The sequence below is a fragment of the Enteractinococcus coprophilus genome (assembly GCF_006716305.1).
GTDB lineage: Bacteria > Actinomycetota > Actinomycetes > Actinomycetales > Micrococcaceae > Yaniella > Yaniella coprophila.
This window is the reverse complement of the sequence record NZ_VFOU01000002.1, coordinates 466,685-487,105: the sequence shown is the minus strand read 5'-3', so window position 1 is coordinate 487,105 and position 20,421 is coordinate 466,685. Positions and strand designations below refer to the sequence as shown.

The 20,421-nt window shown below is 56.8% G+C and carries 19 protein-coding genes and 1 pseudogene; 19 read left to right on the top strand and 1 reads right to left on the bottom strand.

Annotated features, from left to right (window positions below; translation table 11 throughout):
- The first annotated feature begins 2 nt into the window (after positions 1 to 2).
- Together aspS and FB556_RS07015 are read left to right on the top strand one after the other, a co-directional pair.
- A complete protein-coding gene (gene aspS, locus FB556_RS07020) occupies positions 3 to 1,814 on the top strand; it encodes an aspartate--tRNA ligase (RefSeq protein ID WP_141866134.1) in 1,812 nt (603 codons plus the stop codon).
- Positions 1,815 to 1,973: 159 nt separating this feature from the next.
- The gene (locus tag FB556_RS07015; RefSeq protein WP_170200400.1) at positions 1,974 to 2,519 is read left to right on the top strand and encodes an HIRAN domain-containing protein; all 546 of its coding nucleotides are present in this window, start codon (positions 1,974 to 1,976) and stop codon (positions 2,517 to 2,519) included.
- A 69-nt stretch (positions 2,520 to 2,588) separates the two neighbouring features.
- Here the strand turns inward: FB556_RS07015 and dtd are convergent, their stop codons facing one another.
- Entirely contained in the window at positions 2,589 to 3,041 is a 453-nt protein-coding gene (dtd, locus tag FB556_RS07010; protein WP_141866130.1) for a D-aminoacyl-tRNA deacylase, read from the bottom strand.
- A gap of 56 nt (positions 3,042 to 3,097) precedes the next feature.
- On the opposite strand from dtd, the gene FB556_RS07005 reads away from it, so the two are divergent.
- The 17 genes and pseudogenes from FB556_RS07005 to carA all read left to right on the top strand — a co-directional run bounded on the left by FB556_RS07005 (position 3,098) and on the right by carA (position 20,410).
- Positions 3,098 to 4,570, top strand: a complete 1,473-nt coding sequence (locus FB556_RS07005) for a replication-associated recombination protein A (RefSeq protein ID WP_141866128.1) — start codon at positions 3,098 to 3,100, stop codon at positions 4,568 to 4,570.
- 220 nt (positions 4,571 to 4,790) lie between these two features.
- The gene (gene rpsD / locus FB556_RS07000; protein ID WP_141866126.1) at positions 4,791 to 5,417 is read left to right on the top strand and encodes a 30S ribosomal protein S4; all 627 of its coding nucleotides are present in this window, start codon (positions 4,791 to 4,793) and stop codon (positions 5,415 to 5,417) included.
- A 157-nt stretch (positions 5,418 to 5,574) separates the two neighbouring features.
- Positions 5,575 to 5,898 carry a hypothetical protein gene (locus FB556_RS06995; protein WP_141866123.1) on the top strand — a complete coding sequence of 108 codons (324 nt, stop codon included), beginning with the start codon at positions 5,575 to 5,577 and terminating at the stop codon, positions 5,896 to 5,898.
- 70 nt (positions 5,899 to 5,968) lie between these two features.
- Positions 5,969 to 8,656 (top strand): alanine--tRNA ligase, encoded by a 2,688-nt coding sequence (gene alaS, locus FB556_RS06990; RefSeq protein WP_141866121.1) that lies wholly within the window; start codon positions 5,969 to 5,971, stop codon positions 8,654 to 8,656.
- Positions 8,657 to 8,685: 29 nt separating this feature from the next.
- Positions 8,686 to 9,207 carry a Holliday junction resolvase RuvX gene (gene ruvX, locus FB556_RS06985; RefSeq protein WP_141866119.1) on the top strand — a complete coding sequence of 174 codons (522 nt, stop codon included), beginning with the start codon at positions 8,686 to 8,688 and terminating at the stop codon, positions 9,205 to 9,207.
- Positions 9,197 to 10,765, top strand: coding sequence for an endolytic transglycosylase MltG (gene mltG / locus FB556_RS06980; protein ID WP_170200399.1), 1,569 nt, complete (start codon positions 9,197 to 9,199; stop codon positions 10,763 to 10,765). The genes ruvX and mltG overlap by 11 nt, the downstream gene beginning before the upstream one ends.
- An 11-nt stretch (positions 10,766 to 10,776) precedes the next feature.
- The gene (locus tag FB556_RS06975) at positions 10,777 to 11,655 is read left to right on the top strand and encodes a shikimate dehydrogenase family protein (protein ID WP_141866115.1); all 879 of its coding nucleotides are present in this window, start codon (positions 10,777 to 10,779) and stop codon (positions 11,653 to 11,655) included.
- Positions 11,656 to 11,723: 68 nt separating this feature from the next.
- Positions 11,724 to 12,956: a chorismate synthase gene (aroC, locus tag FB556_RS06970; RefSeq protein ID WP_141866113.1), complete on the top strand. Its 1,233-nt coding sequence runs from the start codon at positions 11,724 to 11,726 to the stop codon at positions 12,954 to 12,956.
- 2 nt (positions 12,957 to 12,958) lie between these two features.
- Positions 12,959 to 13,447: pseudogene (locus FB556_RS13665) on the top strand (shikimate kinase); the annotation flags it as partial.
- 51 nt (positions 13,448 to 13,498) lie between these two features.
- Positions 13,499 to 14,623 (top strand): 3-dehydroquinate synthase, encoded by a 1,125-nt coding sequence (gene aroB / locus FB556_RS06965; RefSeq protein WP_246057280.1) that lies wholly within the window; start codon positions 13,499 to 13,501, stop codon positions 14,621 to 14,623.
- A gap of 121 nt (positions 14,624 to 14,744) precedes the next feature.
- Positions 14,745 to 15,308, top strand: coding sequence for an elongation factor P (efp, locus tag FB556_RS06960; protein ID WP_141866109.1), 564 nt, complete (start codon positions 14,745 to 14,747; stop codon positions 15,306 to 15,308).
- A 57-nt stretch (positions 15,309 to 15,365) separates the two neighbouring features.
- Positions 15,366 to 15,776 (top strand): transcription antitermination factor NusB, encoded by a 411-nt coding sequence (nusB, locus tag FB556_RS06955; RefSeq protein WP_141866562.1) that lies wholly within the window; start codon positions 15,366 to 15,368, stop codon positions 15,774 to 15,776.
- A 116-nt stretch (positions 15,777 to 15,892) separates the two neighbouring features.
- The gene (gene pyrR, locus FB556_RS06950) at positions 15,893 to 16,477 is read left to right on the top strand and encodes a bifunctional pyr operon transcriptional regulator/uracil phosphoribosyltransferase PyrR (protein ID WP_281280474.1); all 585 of its coding nucleotides are present in this window, start codon (positions 15,893 to 15,895) and stop codon (positions 16,475 to 16,477) included.
- Positions 16,477 to 17,427, top strand: a complete 951-nt coding sequence (locus FB556_RS06945; protein WP_141866107.1) for an aspartate carbamoyltransferase catalytic subunit — start codon at positions 16,477 to 16,479, stop codon at positions 17,425 to 17,427. The genes pyrR and FB556_RS06945 overlap by 1 nt, the downstream gene beginning before the upstream one ends.
- An 11-nt stretch (positions 17,428 to 17,438) precedes the next feature.
- Entirely contained in the window at positions 17,439 to 18,767 is a 1,329-nt protein-coding gene (locus FB556_RS06940) for a dihydroorotase (RefSeq protein ID WP_246057254.1), read from the top strand.
- 12 nt (positions 18,768 to 18,779) lie between these two features.
- A complete protein-coding gene (locus tag FB556_RS06935) occupies positions 18,780 to 19,289 on the top strand; it encodes a PH-like domain-containing protein (protein WP_141866103.1) in 510 nt (169 codons plus the stop codon).
- A complete protein-coding gene (gene carA / locus FB556_RS06930) occupies positions 19,286 to 20,410 on the top strand; it encodes a glutamine-hydrolyzing carbamoyl-phosphate synthase small subunit (RefSeq protein ID WP_141866101.1) in 1,125 nt (374 codons plus the stop codon). The genes FB556_RS06935 and carA overlap by 4 nt, the downstream gene beginning before the upstream one ends.
- Positions 20,411 to 20,421: the final 11 nt, after the last annotated feature.

The window sequence follows — 20,421 nt, the reverse complement described above, 5'->3', positions numbered from 1 at the left end:
ACGTGCTTCGCACCCATCAACTCGGCAAACTCAACGCCGAACACATTGGCCAAACCGTGACCGTGGCAGGCTGGGTGGCTCGCCGTCGCGACCATGGTGGTGTAGCTTTCATCGACCTGCGGGATGCCTCGGGTATCGCACAAATCGTGGTGCACGATGAATCCCAGTTCGATCATTTGCGCAACGAGTACGTTCTACAGGTCACCGCTGAAGTTAAAGCTCGTCCCGAGGGCTCTGAAAACTCCAATATTGCTTCGGGCGACGTGGAACTCTACGCATCCGAAGTCACGGTGTTGAACACCGCGGCTGCGCTACCATTCCAGATTGATGAGCACGTCGAGGTCGGTGAAGAGGTTCGCCTGAAGCATCGCTACCTGGATTTGCGTCGTCCAGAACCGGCTCGCATTATGCGCCTGCGTTCTGAAGTGAACCGTATTGCACGAAACCTGCTGGCCGACCATGACTTCATCGAAGTCGAAACCCCAACCCTCACACGCTCCACGCCGGAAGGTGCTCGGGACTTCCTGGTTCCAGCACGTTTAGAACCAGGTTCCTGGTATGCGCTGCCACAGTCGCCCCAGCTGTTCAAACAGCTGTTACAGGTCGGTGGCATTGAGCGCTACTACCAAATCGCACGCTGTTATCGTGACGAGGATTTTCGTGCAGATCGACAGCCGGAGTTTACGCAGCTGGATATCGAAGCATCATTCGTCGAACAAGATGACATCATCGAACTTGGTGAAAAGCTGCTGACTGAGATCTGGAAGCTCATCGGTGTCGATGTGATCACCCCAATCCCACGGATCACCTATAAAGATGCCATGGAAAAATATGGCACGGACAAACCCGACATGCGCTTCGGTTTGGAACTGACCGACATGACGGAATACTTCAAAGACACCCCATTCCGGGTGTTCCAAAATGAATACGTCGGCGCAGTTGTGATGCCGGGCGGCGCCGCACAGCCTCGTCGTCAGCTCGATGCATGGCAAGAATGGGCCAAGCAGCGCGGTGCGCACGGCCTGGCCTATGTTTTGTACAAAGAAGACGGCGAAATGACCGGCCCAGTTTCCAAAAATATTACGGAAACCGAACTTGCTGGTCTGGCAGAAAAAGTTGGCGCCAACCCAGGGGATGCGATCTTCTTTGCCGCCGGTGATCCTGCAGATTCACGCGCGTTGCTGGGTGCCGCACGCGTGGAAATCGGTCACCGCGTTGGGCTCATCAAAAACAACTCTGAAGTACCCGCGGAAGAACAAGACTGGTCCTTTGTTTGGGTCGTCGATGCGCCACTGTTCGAACCGGCTGCCCTGGCTGAAGCTGAGGGTGACGTCGCAGTGGGTGATGGTGCCTGGACTGCGGTGCACCACGCATTTACTTCGCCAAAACCTGAATACCTCGACACCTTTGATACCAATCCCGGTGAGGCGCTGGCATACGCCTACGATATCGTCATCAATGGTAACGAGATCGGTGGTGGGTCGATTCGTATTCACAACCAAGACGTTCAAAAACGGGTCTTCAAAGTCATGGGGATTTCCGAAGAAGACGCCCAAGAAAAGTTTGGTTTCTTGCTCGATGCCTTCCAATACGGTGCTCCACCACACGGTGGTATCGCCTTCGGGTGGGACCGTATGATCTCACTGCTGGCTGGAACGGACTCCATTCGCGAAGTCATTGCCTTCCCGAAGACCGGTAATGGCCACGACCCGTTGACCGATGCGCCGGCTCCGATCACCGATGCGCAGCGGACAGAGACTGGTGTGGATTATGTACCGGAAGAAGACGACGTGACTGAAGAAGTCAACGCCTAAGATTTTTGACTCTTCACAAAATGCCGATCGGACCGTTTACGGTCTGATCGGCATTTTGGTTAGTATCACGCTCGTTGCCATGGCAATCGGACTTTTTTCTTCCTAGAAATTTCCTCGCGCATGGTCTTTTGTGTGGAAATTGAGCCTAGAATTTATTGCATGACCTTGTTCTTCTTAGCGCTTGCGATCGTCGTCATCATCTACTTGCTGCGCACCCGAAACAAGCGACAGGCCGATTCAGCGGGCAAGAGCACCACCGTCGACCGCCCACACCGTGAAGGAGCCGGGCAGACACCTGACGAGGGGTCTTTTGGTATAACGATTCACCATCGAGAAATCCCCAGCGTTGCGATCGACCTCCGGCATGACGCCGAGCGGGTGTTTCGCGTAGTGGGCTCTAGCCACTGGGTGGATCCCGACACCATGGGAAAATACGTGGCAGACTACTTTTTCCTACACAGAGAACCAGAGAACGAATACGACACGAACGCCGTAGCGGTATACGGTGGCGATCGAAAATTTGGGTATCTCAAGGCTGCCGCTGCAGCAGAATATGCTCCACTGTTTGATCAAATAGGATCAGATTTCATCGTTGCCCGCGACCAGATCTACTATGGGGGCGATCAATTTCGCCTCCCACATATCCCAATCCTTCGCAAAATGTTAGAAGATGGTCAACCGCCATACTGGCACCCGAAATCCTGACCTGTTGACCTCGGTGCAAGCGTCTCAGCATCCCTGATTGCGCTGACGCATCGAAGCCAGGGCTATACGTTACCCACGGCGGGGAGCAGCTAAGTCGTCTGAATCAATGACCAACGTAAACGGACCGGTGTTCACCAAGGAGACGTCCATCATGGCACCAAATTCACCGGTGGCCACTTCCAAGCCCTCATTACGAATCTGCTCCACGAAATACTCATACAATGGTTCCGACTGCTCTGGGCGGGCAGCCTTTGACCACGATGGGCGTCGTCCTTTCCGCACATCTGCGTATAACGTGAACTGTGAAACCACCAGAACGGGTGCGTTGAGTTCGAGTGCTGACTGTTCGTCACCGAGAATTCGAAGGTTCACGATCTTCTCGACGAGTGCCTCGGCTTGTTCTGGGCCATCCTCGACATGCACGCCCAATAAAATCATCAGCCCGGGGCCTGAAAGCTTACCGACTGTCTGTTGATCAACTGTGACACTTGCTGACGAAACAACTTGTATAACTGCACGCATGGCCCCAAGTGTAGTCGCGGATATCGCAACTTGGTCACAATCACTAGAGTAGAGGCGTGCAAGATTTGTTCTCCTCGGCTCATGATGATGACGACGACCGTTCGGCGCCCACCGGTAGAGCCTCTGCCGGTGCCCCATTAGCAGTGCGAATGCGTCCACGAACCCTGGATGAGCTCGTGGGGCAGCAACACCTTCTCACACCGGGTTCGCCGCTACGCCAACTCACCGAAACGACCGGTTCGAAGAATATCGGACCCAGTTCGCTCATCCTCTACGGCCCGCCCGGTACCGGTAAGACAACCCTGGCACACGTCATTTCTCAGGCTCCAGACCGCAAATTCGTCGAGCTCTCGGCTATCTCAGCCGGCGTGAAAGATGTTCGTCAGGTCATGGACCAAGCTCTCGATAATCGCGACCTGTACGGTCGGACCACCATCCTTTTCTTGGATGAGATTCACCGTTTCAATAAAGCACAACAAGATGCTCTGTTACCGGGTGTTGAAAATGGTTGGGTCATCCTGGTTGCCGCGACCACCGAAAACCCGTCATTCTCGGTGGTCGCGCCCTTATTGTCGCGTTCCATCATGCTCACCCTTGAACCTTTGACCGATGACGATATTGGCACGCTCCTTGATCGCGCGCTGACCGAAGAACGCGGACTCAATGACACCGTAGAACTCGACACCGAAGCACGCGATTATCTGATTCGTATGGCCCAGGGAGATGCGCGGCGTGCGCTGACGACCCTGGAAGCTGCGGCGGGAGTTGCCCTGGATCAATTAGGGACCGGGAGCACCACGGCGGTAATTACGGTTGAGCACGCCGCCCGAGCTATGGATCAGGCGGTCCTGCGATATGACAAAGACGGCGATCAACACTACGACGTGATTTCTGCGTTTATTAAATCCATTCGTGGCTCCGATGTTGATGCTGCCTTGCATTATTTGGCTCGCATGATTCATGCCGGAGAAGATCCACGTTATATTGCACGACGTCTCATCGTGCATGCTTCGGAGGATGTCGGTATGGCCGACCCCACGGCATTACAAACCGCTGTTGCTGCCGCTCAGGCAGTCCAGCTGATTGGCATGCCCGAAGGACGCATCCCCCTGGCACAAGCCGTGGTGCATCTGGCGACTGCCCCGAAATCGAATGCCTCGTATACGGCTATTGATGCCGCATTAGCGGATGTGAAATCTGGGCGTGCCGGCAACGTGCCGAAACCGCTACGCGATGCCCACTATCCCGGAGCCAAAGCGCTAGGCCACGGTGTGGGTTACAAGTACCCGCATTCATACCCGCATGCGATCATCGACCAACAATATTTGCCCGATGAGCTTGTGGGACGAGAATATTATCAGCCCACTGGCAACGGTCGAGAACACATGCTGGGGGAGCGAGTCGAGCGTCTGCGGGCGGTGTTGCGGAATCGACCCATGCCACAACCTCAGCCGGAACCTGAAGCCGAATCGAATAACACGAAGCAACAGGCACCCAAGCCTGCCCAGGACAACACTGCCAACGATTAGGGCCCCAGCTTCGGAATCTGCTAGGCTAACCCCTTGTCTGGCACGTTTCTACAGCTTTGCAGAAACGGCAGTAATGACGGTTGGCGGTATAACCCTCACCTCTCTGGAAAACATTGACATCAGAGGCCAGGATTCACTGACAGAAATAGCTAGTCGGCTCTGTCATGTCAGTGATAACAAACCCAACGATGCCGCATGACAAGAAAAGGAAGCCACAATCATGGCTAAAGGTCTACGTACCCGTCGCACAGTGCGCCACTCGCGTGCACTGGGCATTGCACTGACTCCAAAAGCTGAAAAGTACATGGAACGTCGTCCCTACGGTCCAGGACAGCACGGCCGTGCTCGTCGCCGTCAGGATTCTGACTACTCGGTTCGTCTGAAGGAAAAGCAGCGTCTGCGGGCCATTTACAACATTCGTGAAGCCCAGATGGTGCGTTACTTCAACGAAGCACGCCGCCGTTCGGGTCTGGCCGGTGAAAACCTGGTCGAAATGCTGGAATCTCGTCTTGACGCCCTCGTGCTGCGTGCCGGCTTCGCTCGCACCATCGCACAGGCTCGTCAGCTGGTTGTTCACCAGCACATTCTGGTTGATGGTCAGCGTGTTGACCGCCCATCATTCCAGGTCAAAGAAGGCCAGCTGATTCACGTTGCGGAACGCAGCGAATCAATGGTGCCATTCCAGATCGCTGCAACCGGTGCACACCAGGAAGTCCTGCCAGATGTGCCAGGCTACCTGGACGTCGAAATCGACAAACTGCGCGCTACCCTGGTCCGTGAACCAAAACGTGCTGACATTCCAGTGTCAATTCAAGAAAACCTGGTCGTCGAGCACTACTCGCGCTAAGCATAGTTTTTCGTTAACATCCCCGGCTCGGTGGTCCTTGCGTTCTGACAAGGCACCGGGCCGGTGGTGTTTCTCGACAAGTCATGTCTTCGAAAACCGATAGACTTGGCAGCTTGGTAGAGTAGGGACGATTCAGCATCAGAAAGGGACTGCGGTCGTGAAACGAGTTTTACTTGTCGGAGTCGGAGCGGCACTCGGGTGGTACGGTCACTCGAAATTATCCAAGGGCCGAGACGCAGCCGCCATTCGGGCCGAAGAGGCCCTGCGCACCTCGCTGGCACCAGAAAACATCGGCCGCAACATTGGTGAAGGTGCTGCCTCTATCATCGTGGAATCCGCGAAAGGCTTCTTCACAACTGTGCGCGATCAGATCCCCGCGCTCAGTAGAGTAGAGCCTGCCCCGCCGGTTGTCGAAGACCTCAATGGGGTCCAGCCGCTGCAAGGCGAAGTAACGAATGTAGCCTCGGTACGGGCCGAGTAATCTCTAGCTCTCAGTAGTATTCAATCAACCGGTAGCGTCACCGGTTCCTAGCTCGTGATGGAAAACAGTTATGCAAACTCATGAAATTGCCCGCCGCTGGACTGCGTTCTTTGAAAAGAAAGCCCACACCGTAGTTCCCTCGGCGTCGTTGGTCTCACCTGATCCATCGTTGCTGTTCACTGTCGCCGGCATGGTCCCGTTTATCCCGTACTTTCTTGGCCAGCAAACCCCTCCGTATCAGCGTGCAGTATCGGTACAAAAATGTATTCGTACCGCTGATATTGAAGAGGTCGGCAAAACCGCCCGACACGGCACATTTTTCCAAATGGCCGGTAACTTTTCATTCGGTGACTACTTCAAACAAGGCGCTATCACGATGGCGTGGGAGCTGCTGACCACTGCTCAGGATGATGGCGGCTACGGGCTAGACCCAGAGCGTCTGTGGGTCACCGTGTATGAAGAAGACGATGAGGCCTATGGCATCTGGCGCGACATCGTCAAGATCCCTGCGGAGCGTATCCAACGCATCGGTAAGGAAGATAATTATTGGCACACAGGCCAACCTGGTCCCGGTGGCCCATGTTCGGAAATTTTCTATGATCGCGGACCCGAATACGGCATCGAGGGTGGCCCTGCAGCAGATGATACTCGCTACCTAGAAATATGGAACCTCGTGTTCATGCAATACCAGCTGGGTGAGGTTCGAAGCCAAGCGGACTTCGATATCGTCGGCGAATTAGCCAACAAGAATATCGATACTGGACTGGGTATGGAACGCCTGGCGATGATCCTGCAAGACGTCGAAAATATGTACGAGACCGACCAGGTCCGTCCAGTGCTTGATCGAGCGGCAGAACTCGCAGGTATCACCTATACCTCGACCGAAAACTCGGATGACCCGCATTTTGCTAACGACATGCGCTTACGCTATGTCGCCGACCACATCCGTTCGACGCTGATGCTCATCAGCGACGGGGTCGTCCCGGGCAACGAAGGCGGCGGATATGTTCTCCGCCGGTTGATTCGTCGTGCTGTCCGCGCGATGCGTTTAATGGGGGTCGACAGTGCCGTGCTGCCTGAACTCCTGCCTATCTCGCGGGATGCTATGCGTGGGTCATATCCTGAAGTTGCCGAAGATTTTGAACGGATCTCTCGGATCGCCTATGCCGAAGAACGCGCATTCTTACGCACCATTGCAGCAGGCACCACCCGCCTGGAGTCCTCAGTGGCACAAGCTCGTGAAGCCGGAAGTGCCCTGTCGGGAGACGCGGCATTCGAGCTGCACGACACGTACGGTTTCCCAATTGACCTCACCTTAGAGATGGCCGAGGAGGCCGGGGTTGCCGTAGATCAAGACAAGTTCATGGAACTGATGCAAGAACAGCGTGAACGTGCACGCAAAGATGCCAAAGCCAAAAAGACGGGCCACGCTGATACGAGTCTCTACTATGAAGCTCACGCCGGTGAAGACACAGTATTTACCGGATACACCGAACACACCACACAATCGCGGATCCGCTCGTTGCTGGTCAACGGTCAGCAAGCACCAGTGGCGGAACAAGGCCAGCAGATCGAGCTGGTGTTGGATGCGACCCCATTTTATGCCGAAGCTGGCGGTCAAGCCGCTGACACGGGATTAATCACCGGCAATGGATTCGTCATCGAGATTACCGATGTACAGTCGCCCATCAAGGGTCTAGCTGTGCACCGGGGCATTATCCGCGAAGGTGAAGCGTCCCTAGGTGCTGAGGCAGTTGCAGCGATCGATCTGCAGCGCCGACTGGATGCTCAGAAAGCCCACTCCGCGACGCATATTGTTCATGCCGCACTCCACCAGATCCTCGGCCCAGAAGCTGTTCAGGCAGGATCATTCAATAAAGAAGGCTACCTGCGCTTTGACTTCCGCTGGCAGGACGCGCTATCCGATGCGGCACGTCGCGAAGTTGAAGAACTGTCGAACATCGCCATCCGAGATAACTTCACGGTCTACACCGTGGAAACTAGCTTGCAAGAAGCCAAGAACATGGGTGCGATGAGCCTGTTCGGAGAAAAATACGGCGACCGCGTCCGCGTCGTCGAAATCGATGGGGCCTGGTCTCGCGAACTATGCGGCGGAACCCACGTCTCATCGACAGCTGAGATCGGCACCCTGGCACTTCTTACCGAGCAATCAGTCGGCGCAGGCAACCGACGAGTCGAAGCTTTGGTAGGCCTAGATGCTTTTGAACATTTCGCCGCCGAACGGACGTTGGTCAATCAGCTATCGGCCATGCTGAAAGTACCGACGACCGAAATCCCAAGCCGAGTGGAACAAACGCTTGCTCGCCTGCGCGAGCTAGAAAAAGAACTGGCTGCTTTACAAGCCCAGCAGATGCTCGCACAAACAGGCAAACTTGTGAATGAAGCCGAGACCGTGGGCAATGTGACGCTATTGGCGCAGCAGCTGGGTGAAATCTCCAGTGCCGACGATCTGCGTTCCACCGTCACGGATCTGCGTGACCGGTTGAGTAAAGCAGGAAACCAGAACATCGTCGTGGCATTAGTGGGTGTAGCCAATAATCGTCCGCTCATAGTCATTGCCGTCAATGACGGGGCACAGGACCTTGGTCTGAGAGCAGGTAACCTGGTCAAGACCGCATCGCAGGTCCTCGGCGGTGGCGGCGGTGGTAAACCAGACCTCGCCCAAGGTGGGGGACAGGACGCTGCCAAGATCGATGAAGCGCTCACCGCACTACGCCAAGCCGTTGAGACAGCATAACGAACCGAGACGTTGATTAGAACTATCCCATGACAGATACACGCGACCCTGAGCCGGTAATTGGTTCTCGTCTTGGAGTGGATGTCGGACGTGCCCGTGTGGGCCTTGCGGCAACCGATCCGGCTGGCATCTTAGCCAGCCCGGTAGCCACGTTGACGAGAGATCCCAAGGAATTCCGTGACCTGCACAAGATCGTTGACGAAGCCAGTCAACGCAATGCTGTTCGCGCCTACGTGGGCGATCCCATTAACCTCAAGGGCCAAAAGACTGCGTCCACGCAGGACGCTCATACCTTTGCTCGGCAGTTAGCAAAACTACTTGTCGAAGCGGGGTTGCCCACCCAGGTTCGACTCATTGATGAGCGACTCTCAACGGTCAGTGCAACACAACAGCTCCGTCAGGCTGGGGTGTCCTCGCGCAAGCAACGATCCGTCATTGACCAACTTGCCGCTGTGGCAATTCTGGAACACGCGATGGTGTTAGAGCAAAATACCGGCGTCAATACCGGGGTCCTAGTCAGCTCGGATGAGGAGGATGCAGTTGACGGATAACGATCTGCCAGAAGAATCTTCCCAACGACAGTTTCGTTCCCGTAGGGAACGTCGTGAGTATGAGCGATCTCGCCGAGCAGCTCGGCAGGTCGCAGGAGGGGACACGTTTACAGACGAAGGCATCCAGGCCGAGCCGTCAGAAACTGAAGAACCCTCGCCAGAGCTTGACGAAGAGTTCCGGCCGCAACCATTAGCCGCTGACGGGCCTGGCGGACTGCAAGAAATTCCGCGCCGCCCCGTGAATTACTCCTCGAGCTCTGCTATGGAAGAACCTCACAGCAGAGCGCATGACACCATCCGTCACGACCGTGTCCCCGCCGACCTGCCAGAATTTCCTGAAGATATTCGTACCTATCCAAAGCTTTCCGGTACTGTCGAGACTGACAGCGAAGACGGTAGCGGTGACACGCCTACCGAAGAGAACCCGTTAGGTTACATGCTGGTGGGTGAGGGTATGCCGTTACCCGAGATCGACGAGGAAGAAGTGAAAACACGGAAAACTCGTAAACGTCGCCGGACTATCGTCATGCTGACCAGCTTCGCGGTGTTTCTAGGGCTCCTTGCGATCGTAGGTATCGGGGTGGGCCAACTCGTGGGTTGGAATAATAAGGACTTCCCTGGCCCAGGGGGCGAAGAGGTCGCCTTCGAAGTTAAACCTGGTGAAGGCCCTATCGTGATTGGCAACCGCTTAGTTGAAGAAAATATCGTGGCTTCCACGAGAGCCTTCCGCGACGCTGTTGAAGCATCCGATACGACCGCCCAGATCCAGCCGGGTGATTACACGCTGCGCTACGAGATGCCAGCACGAGATGCCGCCGAAGTCTTGCTCGGTGTCGGCGTCCCCGGTATGAACTACGTGCACGTCAACTCGGGCCACCGTATTGATGATGTGTTTGCTCATATCGCCGAGCGAACCGACTATACCGTTGAGGAAATTGAAGAAGCGGCTGACCCGACCAATTTCGAGGTTCCCGCAGAAGCCGCGACCTTGGAAGGCTATATTGCGGTCGGGGAATACCACTTCCCACTGGATGCTTCAATTCAAGAGATCTTGGAGATCATGATCGAACCGACCATACAAGAGTTCGATCGTCTCGGGGTCACTGACGGAGCCGAACAACATCGACTTGTGACGGTCGCTTCGATTCTGGAAGCAGAAGCACGCCCAGAAGACTTTGCGCTGGTTGCCGGTATTATCGAAAACCGTCTTGACCGGTCGAACCCAGAAACTGCTGGCTTCTTACAGATCGATGCCACCGTCATCTATGGCATGGGTGTCCGACAACTGCAGTTCAGTGCCGACGATCGCCACGATGCGTCGAACGAGTACAACACCTACGTTCACCGCGGATTACCGCCGGGCCCTATTGGCGCCCCCTCGATTGACGCGCTCGATGCTGCAGCGGCACCCAAAGATTCGGACTACTACTACTGGATCACCACGAACATTGAGACCGGTGAAACGAAATTCTCATCGACCTACGAACAGCACCAGGGGTATCAGCAAGAATACCGCGCCTATTGCGACGACAATCCTGAGATCTGTGGCCGCGGATAGTAAAGGCACACGTGACTGACCGAAAATATCATGCGGCCGTCTTGGGCTCACCGATCGGGCATTCTAAATCCCCGGCGATGCACCAAGCTGTGTATCGCTACCTTGCGGTGCCCATCGACTATGACCGATACGAAGTGACCGAAGAGCAAGCGCCAGTGTTTTTTGCCACGCTAGCGCAGCGTTTTGGTTCACGTCGTCAACTCGCAGGGTTCTCCGTCACCATGCCGCTCAAAGGCGTCCTCGTTGCCCATATGGATCACGTTTCCTCACGGGTCAAGCGGCTTGGCGTGCTCAATACCGTGGTCTTTGATGATGACGGGGCCGCCCACGGGTATAACACCGACGTCGACGGCGTCCGGCTGGCCCTCGCCCAAGCCGGATTCACCTCTGGTCAGGGTGGATCCATGGGAATCCTGGGTGCCGGAGGGACAGCCACGGCAGCAGTGGCGGCTGCAGCAGATATGGGCCTGACCAAGGTCGTGTTATACGTGCGCAACCGGCAACGCGCCCAGGACGCCGTCCAAGTGGCCCAGAACTTTGGCCTGCAGGTTCAGGTTGCACTCTTAGAGACTTTCGCCGATAAGGCAGCTGATCATGCGGCTGTCGTGGCGACATTACCCGCATACGCGACCGATGCCCTGGCCGCTGAGTTACCACAGACCCAACTGCCACCCTTGCTTGATGTGATCTATGATCCCTGGCCAACCGCTTTGGCATCCGCTTGGCTGAAGGCCGGCGCGCAAGTGGCCTCTGGCCTGGACATGCTGTTATATCAGGGTGTAGAACAGGCCAAACTTTTTACCCAAAAAATCGTTGTCAACCCAGAAACTATCGACTGGGACACCGCAACACAACATATGGCGGCGGCCTTAGCTCTTGAGGCGAGCTAAGGCCATCGCATTGACAAACATCGACACGAAGCAAGCGCAGCTGCGCAGAGCATGAAAGAATCAGGCCTATGATGCGTTGGTTAACAGCAGGGGAGTCGCACGGCTCCGGACTTGTAGGAATTATCGAAGGCCTACCGGCGGGAATTGAAATCACAACCGCTGACATCCAAGAAGCCCTCATGCGGCGCCGCTTAGGATACGGCCGCGGAGCCCGGATGAAATTTGAACAAGACGAAGTCACCATCATCGGCGGTGTCCGTCATGGAGTGACTCTCGGCTCGCCCGTAGCCATCCACATTGCTAACACCGAATGGCCAAAATGGGAAAAGGTCATGAACCCTGATCCGGTGGACCCGTCAGAGCTGGAAGGTCTCGCACGCAACGCAAAACTGACCCGCCCCCGTCCTGGCCACGCAGATATGGCCGGGATGCAAAAGTACGGCTTTGATGAAGCCCGCCCACTGTTAGAGCGTGCCTCAGCCCGCGAAACGGCGACTCGTGTTGCATTGGGGCGTGTCGCGCAACATTTCTTGGCACAACTGGGGATCACCACTGTGTCACACACTGTGCGCATGGGCGATGTGGCAATCCCAGAAGGATACGACTTCCCAACAGCCGACGACGTCGAGACACTGGATGCCGACCCGTTGCGCTGTATCGACCCCGAAATCTCAGCCAAGATGGTCGAAGCTGTCGACGTGACGAAAAAATCTGGCGAAACCCTGGGCGGAGTCGTAGAAGTTCTCGTTCACAACGCGCCAGTTGGCTTGGGCTCACACATTCACTGGGACCGTCGATTGGATTCGAAACTGGCCGGGGCGCTCATGGGTATTCAGGCCATGAAAGGTGTCGAGGTTGGCGATGGTTTTGATATCGCAACCCGGGTCGGATCCGACGCGCACGACGAAATTGTGCGCAATCCGGATGGTTCGGTATCGCGCACCACTGACCGGGCGGGTGGGATTGAAGCAGGCATGTCGACCGGTGAACCCATCCGGGTGCGGGCAGCCATGAAACCCATCGCGACTGTACCGCGGGCCCTTCAGACTGTGGATGTCGCAACCGGTCAGGCCACGAAGGCCCACCACCAGCGTTCCGATGTCACAGCCGTGCCAGCATCAGGTGTCGTGGCCGAAGCCATGGTCGCTCTGGTGATCGCTGCAGAAGTACTGGAAAAGTTTGGCGGCGATTCGGTTGAGGAGACCAAACGCAATATCGACAACTTCCTCGCAAACATCCCACGATTGCCGCAGCCGTCCTCGGAGGAAGCGCACGAGGATCATCTGGGTGACCCGCTATAACCATGCCAGCACCTAACCTGCCAATCATCCTGATTGGCCCCATGGGGTCGGGTAAGACCACCGTGGGGACACATCTTGCACAACGTCTTGCCACCAACTACACCGATACCGATGAGCTATTTGTTGCACAGCATGGCAACATTGGTCAGTTCTTCACCGCCCACGGTGAAGAGGTCTTTCGGGACAACGAACAAGAAGTCGTCGCCGCGGCCCTGACACGCGATGATCTGGGTGTTCTTTCTTTGGGTGGGGGAGCCGTTATTCGGCTGGCTAACCGCGAAATTATCCGTGAGCGTGGTTACGTTGTCTTCCTCGACGTCAGCGAAGAACAAGCCCTCGATCGGCTCGGCGATGCCAGCGGTCGGCCAGTATTGGCGGGAGATCCAGCCCGCAACTGGTCTCGAATCCGCACAGCGCGGCTTGATCACTTCACCCACTCAGCACACCAAGTAGTGGATACCACTGGACTGGACGTTGACGCCGTGGCGACTAAGATCATCCAAGGATATCAATCATTTTTGTCAGGGGATTCGACCGCAGTTATGACCGAAAATACTACAAGTGCCACCACCGAAGAGCCAACGATCATCAAGGTCGCAGGCGGCTCCGAGCATGAGACTAGCGGCGGCTACGATGTCGTCATTGGTCGTGGCCTCTTGAGCCAACTCCCAGACATCCTGGGAGCCCAGACCCACCGCGTGGCAATCATCTTGCCGCGTGCACTGCGCGCAACCGGCGATGTCGTGAAATCAACACTCGACGAGGCAGGCTTCAACGCCATCCTGGTCGAAATCCCCGACTCTGAAGAAGGCAAGCACATCGAAGTGGCCTCCTTCTGCTGGCAGGTACTGGGACAAAGTGATTTTACTCGCTCAGATGCCGTCGTTTCCGTGGGAGGGGGAGCGGTATCCGACCTCGCAGGTTTCGTCGCCGCCACCTGGCTGCGCGGCGTGCGCGTGATCCACATGCCAACCACCCTGTTGGGCATGGTGGACGCCTCCGTGGGTGGTAAAACCGGCATCAACACCGCCGAGGGGAAAAACCTCGTGGGTGCATTCCACCCACCGGCCGGAGTGTTGGCTGATCTCGACACACTGCTGACACTGCCCAAAAATGAGCTCATTTCCGGACTAGCGGAAGTCGTCAAATGCGGTTTCATTGCGGATGCAACGATTCTGGAGTTGATCGAAGACAATATGTCGCAGGTCTCCAACCCGCACGCGCCGATCCTGCGGGAACTGATCGAACGTGCCATCCGGGTCAAAGCCGATATTGTGAGCCAAGATCTCAAAGAATCCAATCTGCGACAGATGCTCAACTATGGTCACACGCTGGGCCACGCGATCGAGTTAGCGGAGCGATACCAGTATCGTCACGGGGCAGCCATCGCCGTCGGTATGGTCTTTGCAGCCGAACTGGCTCGTTCGGTGGGTCGTTTGGATGACGCAACGGTGGATCGTCACCGCACCATTCTCGAAGGCATCGGGTTGCCGACCAGCTACCAGGGGGACCGGTGGGCAGCGCTGCTTGATGGCATTCGTCGGGACAAGAAAAACCGTGGCGAACAACTACGTTTCGTGATTTTGGAAGCCCAGGGTAAACCAGTCATATACGATGTGCCCGATGAATCCCTGCTCTTTGCGGCCTACCAGGAGATCGCCGAGTAAGCGCTCGCGAATTTTTTCGGTCGTCTACACTAGGTAAGGCCGGGTTCTGCAAACCTGCCGGTAATCTGCCAGACTAAATACTCAACTTCAAGACTTTTACGGAGAATTTACCACCATGGTCATGCTCACCAGTAATGAAATTAAAAATGGGTCGGTCGTCGTCGTCGACGGCCAGCTCTGGCAGGTTCAAGAGTTCCAGCACGTCAAACCAGGTAAAGGTGGCGCATTTGTGCGCACCAAGATCAAAAACCTGACCTCGAATAAGATCGTGGACAAGACCTGGAATGCGGGCGCCAAACTCGAATTCGCGACCGTGGATCGTTCTGAATATCAGTACCTCTACCGCGACGGCGATGACTTTGTGTTCATGGATTTGACGACATTTGACCAGATCATGGTTCCGCTGAGTGTTGTCGGTGATGCGGCGAACTATCTGCTGGAAAACGACAACGCTCAGATCGCAATCTCGGACGGCACCCCGCTGTATCTGGAATTGCCACCAACCGTAGTCTTGGAAGTTACCTACACCGAACCGGGCCTGCAGGGCGACCGTTCCTCTGGTGGCACCAAACCGGCTACGGTCGAAACCGGTCTGGAAATTCAGGTCCCACTGTTCATCGATGAAGGCACGAAAGTCCGCGTGGACACCAAAAATGGTGAATACCAGGGCCGGGCCACTGAGTAATCATTGGCGCGGAGTAACACCACATTGACAAAAAACGCAAAAGACCAGCCACACAAGATCGGCTCCCGGGGAAGGGCTCGACGTCGTGCCCTTGAAATCCTGTTCGAAGCCGAACACCGAAACACCACGCCGTTGTCTGCTTTGCAGCGTCGACGGGAATATACCGATCAGACGATCAACCCATACACCGCCCAGATCATTGACGGTGTCATCACCCACCAAGAACAGATCGATGAGCTGCTGGCTCAGTACGCGCACGGATGGACCATGGAGCGTATGTTAGCCATGGATAAGTCCATTCTGCGCTTGGGCGCCTGGGAACTGTTGTTCAACGACGAGATGCCCGACGCTGCAGCAGTCAACGAAGCCGTCAACATGGCCCGCGAATACTCCAACGACGACTCCCCGGGGTATGTCAACGGGGTCCTGGGGCGACTCCAAGATCTGAAACCCACATTGTTCCTGTAAACATCACGGATGTGACCTGGCCCGGTGCTACAGTTACATCCAGTGAAACTGACGGGACACCACGTATCCCGCAGATCCTTTAAAATCCGTCCTGTGAGGCGGGAAAGGAGACCATTGTGGCGCAAGAACCCGTGCGTAAAGCACGCACCGTGATGTCTGAATCGGATATCAACCGGGTCCTCACTCGCATCGCCCACGAGATCCTCGAAGGCAACCGCGGGGTTGAGAATCTTCTCATTCTTGGCATTCCACGTCGCGGTGTCCCACTGGCGAATCGACTGTCAGCCAAACTGGCAGAGATCGATCCCGAGTTCGTGATTCAAGAACGTACCGGGCAACTCGATATCACCTTGTACCGAGATGATCTGGCTCGTGCCGGTTCACGAGTGCCTGCATCGACTATCATTCCTTCAGCCGGTGTCGATGATGCGGTGGTCGTACTCGTCGATGACGTGCTGTATTCGGGACGTACGATCCGGGCGGCGCTCGATGCGCTATCGGCTATTGGACGGCCACAAACCGTCCGGCTCGCCGTGCTGGTCGACCGCGGGCATCGTCAACTCCCGTTACGCGCCGACTACGTGGGTAAAAATCTCCCAACTGCATCCGCTGAACACGTGCGGGTCCATCTGGCCGAAATCGACGGGGACGAAGACTATTACACATCGGACCAAGTACAAATCGTGGATGTGATGGACTGATGCGACACCTATTAGCTACCCGAGAACTATCTTACGATCACGCACTGGCAATCCTTGACACCGCTCAAGAAATGGCCACGGTCTCGGACCGGTCCATCAAAAAGCTCCCGACTCTGCGCGGCCAGACCGTCGTGAACCTGTTCTTTGAAGACTCCACCCGCACCCGCACCTCATTTGAGGCGGCCGCCAAGCGACTCTCGGCTGACGTGTTGAATTTCGCAGTCAAAACGTCCTCGGTCTCCAAAGGCGAATCCCTCAAAGACACCGTACAAACGCTGGAAGCCATCGGTGGCGACGCCATCGTGATGCGGCACTGGGCGTCCGGTGCCGCCCAACAGTTGGCCAATTTTGGTTGGTCGTCCTCCGCTATCATTAACGCCGGCGATGGCACCCACGAACACCCTACCCAGGCCCTCCTGGATGCTTTCACCCTGCGCAATCGCCTGCACGGAACCCAAGCCACCGGCAAAGACCTCAATGGGGTCCATGTGGTGATCGTGGGCGATATTTTGCACTCCCGGGTCGCACGCTCCAACGTCTGGCTGCTACACACGCTGGGTGCCAAAGTCACGCTGTCTGGTCCGCCCACACTGATGCCGGTGGGAGTGAACACCTGGCCGGTGGAGGTCAACTATGATCTCGACGGCATTTTGGCACAACACCCAGACGCCGTCATGATGCTGCGCGTCCAAGCGGAGCGCATGGCCGGGGCGTTTTTCCCCTCGCCGGCCGAGTACACGCGCGGCTGGGGGTTGACCAACGACCGCTATCAAACGATCGCCGACACGGACACGTTAATCATGCATCCGGGACCGATGAACCGTGGCCTGGAAATTTCCGCAGCCGCAGCAGATTCGGCACAAAACACCGCACTTGAACAAGTTGCCAATGGCGTCTCCGTGCGCATGGCAGTCCTCTACCTGCTGTTGGCAGGGCAACCAGGGCAATGAAAGGCCAGATTATGACTCATACCTATGTGATGACCGGCGGCACAACCCCGGACGGCGTCCAAACCGATATGGCTATTGCCGCCGACGGCACCATCGCCCAGCTCGGCCAAAACCTCAACACCGACGGCTCCGAGGTGATCGATGCGACCGGCAAGATCATCCTGCCCGGCCTGGTCGATCTTCACACCCACCTGCGTGAACCCGGCAACGACGACGCCGAAACCGTGGAAACCGGTACACGGGCTGCGGCCAAAGGCGGATTCACCGCGGTGCATGCGATGGCCAACTCGAATCCGGTGGCCGATACCGCCGGTGTGGTTGAACAAGTCCACCGGCTTGGCCGGGCCTCCGGCTGGACCGATGTCTACCCGGTTGGAGCCGTGACCGTGGGACTCAAAGGCGAACAGCTAGCCGAGTTGTCAGCGATGTACGATTCAGCCGCCAATGTCACGATGTTCTCCGATGATGGCATGTGCGTTTGGGATCCGGTGCTGATGCGCCGTGCGTTGGAATACGTCAAATCTTTCGACGGATTTATCGCCCAACACGCTCAAGAGCCGCGCCTGACCGAAGGCGCCCAAATGAATGAATCGGCACTGTCGTCTGAACTTGGCCTAGCCGGCTGGCCCGCCGTTGCTGAAGAATCCATCATTGCCCGTGACGTGTTACTGGCCCAGCATGTGGATTCCCGCGTGCACATCTGCCACGTCTCCACCGCCGGGTCGGTTGAACTGATCCGGTGGGCGAAATCCCAGGGCATCAACGTCACCGCAGAAGTCACCCCGCACCACCTACTGCTGACCGAGGATTACGTCAAAACCTACGATCCGGTGTTCAAGGTCAACCCACCGTTGCGCAAAGACTCCGATGTCCGTGCGCTTCGCGAGGGCCTAGCCGATGGCACGATCGACACCGTGGGCACCGACCATGCACCCCATACCGCCGAAACAAAACAGTGCGAGTGGGTGGTCGCAGCCATGGGCATGACCGGTCTAGAAACCGCACTGCCCGTTATCCAGCACACGATGGTCGACACCGGCCTGCTCGATTGGCACGGCGTCGCCCGCGTCATGTCGGTCAATCCGGCACGCATCTACCGCCACACCGATCAGGGGCAACTGACTGATACCGGCAGCCTGGTTTCCGGTGCACTGGCCAATCTTTCCGTCTACGATCCAAACCCCACCTTTGTGGTGAACCCGGCCGACCACGCCTCGAAGTCCGCTAACTCGCCCTATCAGGGTATGGAGCTCTCTGGGCAGGTGACCGACGTGTTCTATCGCGGCCACCGCGTCGTCGCTAATGCCGAGCTGACCACGCCGTACCAACACAGCCGATAAGGAAGCACCAGTTTGGACGAGACCACCTTTATTGTCACTTTGACCTCGATCATTATTGTGCTGATCATGCTTGGGCTATTCTTCGGACGCCGCAATCGCACCAAGCGGCAACACTACGTACCGGCCCCGGCCGACATCCCAGCGGACGTGCTGGATCAACAACCTGGCACCGTTGTGCAGGGCACCTATGTATCGACCGTCTTGGGACAAGAACTCTTGGAACGCGTGACCGCCCACCACCTGGGGAATCGCGCCGAAGCACAAATCGAAGTCCATCCCGCCGGAGTTGCACTCCTACGGGCCGGCGAGCCAAACTTCTTCATCCCTGCCGCAGACATCGTCAGCATCGCCACGGTCTCGGGCATTGCGGGCAAATTCGTCGAAAAAGACGGGATCCTGGCCATCACCTGGAACCTTGGTGATACCGAGGTCACCACCGGACTGCGCACCGAAACGATCACCGCACATCAACAGCTTTACACCGCACTTCAACAACTTACGAACGGAAGGCAGACCGCATGAGCACATCAGCCAAACTCGTCCTGGCAGATGGCACCATCTACGCCGGCACCACCTATGCAGCAACCGGGAGCGTCTTTGGACAACTGGTCTTTGACACGACCATGACCGGCTATCAGCACAGTCTGACCAATCCGGCCAACGCTCACACGCTGATGGTGTTCACCTTCCCCCATATTGGCAACGTCGGGGTCAATGCCGCCGACGCCGAATCGGATACCTACTGGCCCGCCGGTGTCATCATCCGCGAACCGGCCCGCGTGCGCTCCAACTGGCAGTCCGAACGTGATCTGGATACCGAGCTGACCGCAGCCGGAGTCGTAGGGATTGCTGGCATCGACACGCGCGCACTGACCCGCCACATCGCAGGCACCGGCCAGGTAGCCGCCGGTATCTTTGCCGGCGACGACGCCGACGCCCCTGATGCCGACCTGGTCGCCAAGGTTCGAGCTTGGTCCAAACCCGCTACCGAACAGCTGCTCGCCGAAGTCACAACCGCCACCGCATATGAAGTAGCAGCAGACCACCCGCAGCACACCGTCGCACTCATCGACCTGGGTGTGCGGCGCGCCACGATCAACCAGTTGGTGGAACGGGGCAACACGGTCAAGGTCCTGCCGGCAAGTGCCACCATGGCTGATGTCACCGCTGCCGGTGTCGACGGTGTCGTCTTTTCTTCGGGCCCCGGTAATCCCGCCGAAGCCACTGTACAAATCGAACTGGCGACCGCCCTGTTAGACGCCAAAACCCCGCTGTTGGGCATCGGCTTGGGCCACCAGATTATCGCCCGGGCCCTTGGTTACGACACCGTGCTGCTCGACCAGGCCCAGCGCGGTCCGAATCAGCCGGTCTATGATGTCGCCTCCGGCCAGAGCCTCATGACCACTCAGAACCACGAATATGCCGTCGTTGCCCCACAGGGCACCGCGGCCGCGCCGAACGCTCACTATGGTGAGGTCACCGTGAGCCAGTACAGCCTCAACGACAAATCGGTTGAAGCCCTGCGCCCAGAGGCACTACCGGTCGTCACCGTGCAGTACTACCCAGAAAATACCGCGGTTGCCGTAGACGAATCACACCCGGTCTTCGATGCCTTCGCAAGCCTGATGGCCACCGGAAACTAAGACTTAGGAAA